This is a genomic window from Celeribacter ethanolicus (genome assembly GCF_001550095.1).
In the GTDB taxonomy this organism is placed as follows: Bacteria; Pseudomonadota; Alphaproteobacteria; order Rhodobacterales; family Rhodobacteraceae; genus Celeribacter; species Celeribacter ethanolicus.
Map to the genome: position 1 here is coordinate 1 of NZ_LRUC01000037.1, position 2,828 is coordinate 2,828.

General features: G+C 56.1%; 3 protein-coding genes. All 3 read left to right on the forward strand.

Annotated elements, in window-relative coordinates; genetic code table 11:
- On the forward strand, positions 1-637 hold a 637-nt coding region (locus NH195_RS13890; RefSeq protein ID WP_066701789.1), incomplete at its 5' end, for an IS3 family transposase.
- Positions 638-662: 25 nt separating this feature from the next.
- A complete protein-coding gene (locus tag NH195_RS13895; protein WP_081423935.1) occupies positions 663-2,243 on the forward strand; it encodes a type I restriction endonuclease subunit R, EcoR124 family in 1,581 nt (526 codons plus the stop codon).
- 230 nt (positions 2,244-2,473) lie between these two features.
- Positions 2,474-2,828: contractile injection system protein, VgrG/Pvc8 family (locus NH195_RS13900; protein ID WP_274377282.1), on the forward strand; the 355-nt coding region annotated here is incomplete at its 3' end.

The window sequence follows — 2,828 nt, forward strand, 5'->3', positions numbered from 1 at the left end:
GGGGTTTGGTCTGTGCTTTTTGCATCTGCGGAACGTCAAAGGTTTTGGCTGGAACCACAAACGCGTGTACCGCATCTACCGCGAGTTGGAGCTGAACATGCGGATCAAGCCTCGGAAGCGGCTGCAGCGCGAGAAACCGGAACCGCTGGTCGTGCCTGAGGCCCCGAATGAGGTGTGGTCGATGGACTTTATGGCCGATCAGCTGGCTGACGGTCGGGCATTCCGCACATTGAACGTGCTTGATGACTTCAACCGCGAGGGCCTGGCCATCGAAGTGGACTTCTCACTGCCCGCCGAGCGCGTTGTTCGGGCGCTGGACCAGATCATCGCCTGGCGAGGCAAACCTCTGGCCATTCGCGTAGATAACGGCCCGGAATATGTCAGTGGCAGGCTCCAAACATGGGCCGAGAAGGCGGGGATCGGGCTGCTTTACATCCAGCCGGGCAAGCCCCAGCAGAACGCTTATATCGAGCGCTACAATCGGACAGTTCGCACCGAATGGCTCGGGCGATACCACTTCGAAAGCATTGAAGACGTGCAGGATCACGCAACGAAATGGCTCTGGACTTACAACAACGAAAGACCAAACATGGGCATCGGCGGCATGACCCCGATACAGAAACTGACAGCAGCTTAGATTCTACTGATACGCCCCTCTAAAAATGGGGGGATTACCGGTGGAGTATTGGGGCAAGCTGCGTCGCAAGGACGGGGCGTTCATTGGGGACGAAGAGGTTTCCGGCCTCGATCTGAAGGAGTTTTTCGAGAGCGACAAACGGATCGACGGTGTGGTCGACTGGATCATCGAGAACCATGACCGCAAGACGCATGGCCGCGATTTCTCGGCCATCATGTGTGTTGGTTCCGTGGATGCGCTGACCAAGACCTATGAGGCGTTTCAGCGCAAGAAGGCCGAGGGCAAGCATGACCTGAAGGTCGCCACGATCTTTACCTTCGCGGCCAATGAAGAAGACGAAGATGCCAACGGATTGATTGGCGAGCCGGATGTGACGGGTGGCCCTGTCAGTGCGGCCACCCAGCACAGCCGGGACAAGCTGGCTGGCTATGTGGCTGATTACAACGCGATGTTCGGCACCAACAATAGCGTGAAGGACGGGAAGGCCTTTTACGTCTACTACAAGGCGCTGGCGAAGCGCATGAAATGGCGTGACCGCAAAGATTTCATTGACGGTCAGGGCATTGACATCCTGCTGGTCGTCAACATGTTTCTCACCGGATTTGATGCCAAGACCTGCAACACGCTCTATGTCGACAAGAACTTGCGGTATCATGGACTGATTCAAGCATTTTCCCGCACGAACCGGATCCTCGGCCAGAAGAAGTCGCAAGGCAACATCGTTTGCTTCCGCAACCTCAAGGCCAAGGTGGACGAGGCCATTGCGTTGTTCTCGAACAAGGATGCCGACGAGACAATCCTGATCGCGCCCTACCAAGAGTACGTTGACCGCTTCAACGAGGCGGTGATGGAATTGCTTAAGATTGCTCCGACGCCGTCAGCCGTCGACAGGCTGGTTTCAGAGGACGACATTCTCGCGTTCGTTCGGGCCTTCCGCGAGCTAATCCGCATCCGCAACGTGCTGACCAGTTTCACCGAGTTCAATGATGACGACCTCTCGCTGGACGCACAGCGTTTCGAAGACTTCAAGAGCAAGTATCTCGACATCCACGACCGCATGAAATCGGATCAGGATGACGACCAGAAAGCTTCCATCCTCAACGAGGTCGATTTCGAGCTTGAGTTGATCCGGCGCGACAACATCAACGTCGCCTATATTCTGGCTCTGCTGGCCTCCGTCGTCACGGAACAACGGGAGGCCGAGGATGCACTGGATACTGCGAGCAAGACCAAGACCATTCTCGATCTGCTCGGGTCAGAGCCCCGCCTGCGCAGCAAGCGCGAGTTGATCGAGGAGTTCATTACGGCCTACCTGCCGACAATGAAAAGCGCCGAGCAAACGAATGCGACGTTCGAGGAATTCTGGGCAGAGAAGCGCGAAGCGGCGTTCCAAACGATTTGCACAGAAGAAAAACTGGATCGTCAAGGTTTCGCCGGATTGCTGGAAGCATATCAGTTCTCCGGCAAGCGCCCGCTGACCGATGAGGTGATTGCGATCATGACCGAAGCTCCCGGCATTCTTCAGCGCAAACCCTCGGCCGAGCGTGTCGTCACACGGATGGTCGACTTGGTCGAAACCTTCGATGAGGGAATGGGTGATATTTAGGGCGTGGAGTTCTTAAACTCGACTACAAGGGCGGAAACCGGAATTTCGTTGCTCGGCGCACGAATGTCCGGTTTGCGGATATGCCCGCTCACACCAAGTACGTTCTCTCGCTCATGGCACCACTCTCTCCATTTTCCCCTTGAGTTCAGTCTTCTAAAAACTAGGATCACCCTAATTCATTCATATTATTCCGGTATTCCCACATGTCATTCTTTTCTCAAACCTCCCGCATGGGTCGCCTGACCACCGCACTTGGCGAGGACGTTTTGGTCCTGATGCGCTTTGAAGGCGAGGAGCGGGTCAACGGGCTTTTCAGCTACCACGTCGACTGTCTCGCTGCCGCCGATGATATTGATTTCGATGCGCTTTTGGGCACCCACGCCACCGTCACGCTGCGCACCCATGACGGCTCGGACAAGCCTTTCGATGGCATCATTTCCGAAGCGCGCTGGATGGGCGCGGGCGAAAACGGCCATCGTTATCGGCTGACCCTCAAGCCCTGGTTCTGGCTCGCCTCGCTCCGTCGCAACCAGCGGATTTTTCACAATAAAACCGTGGTTGACATCCTCACGGAGCTCCTCGGTG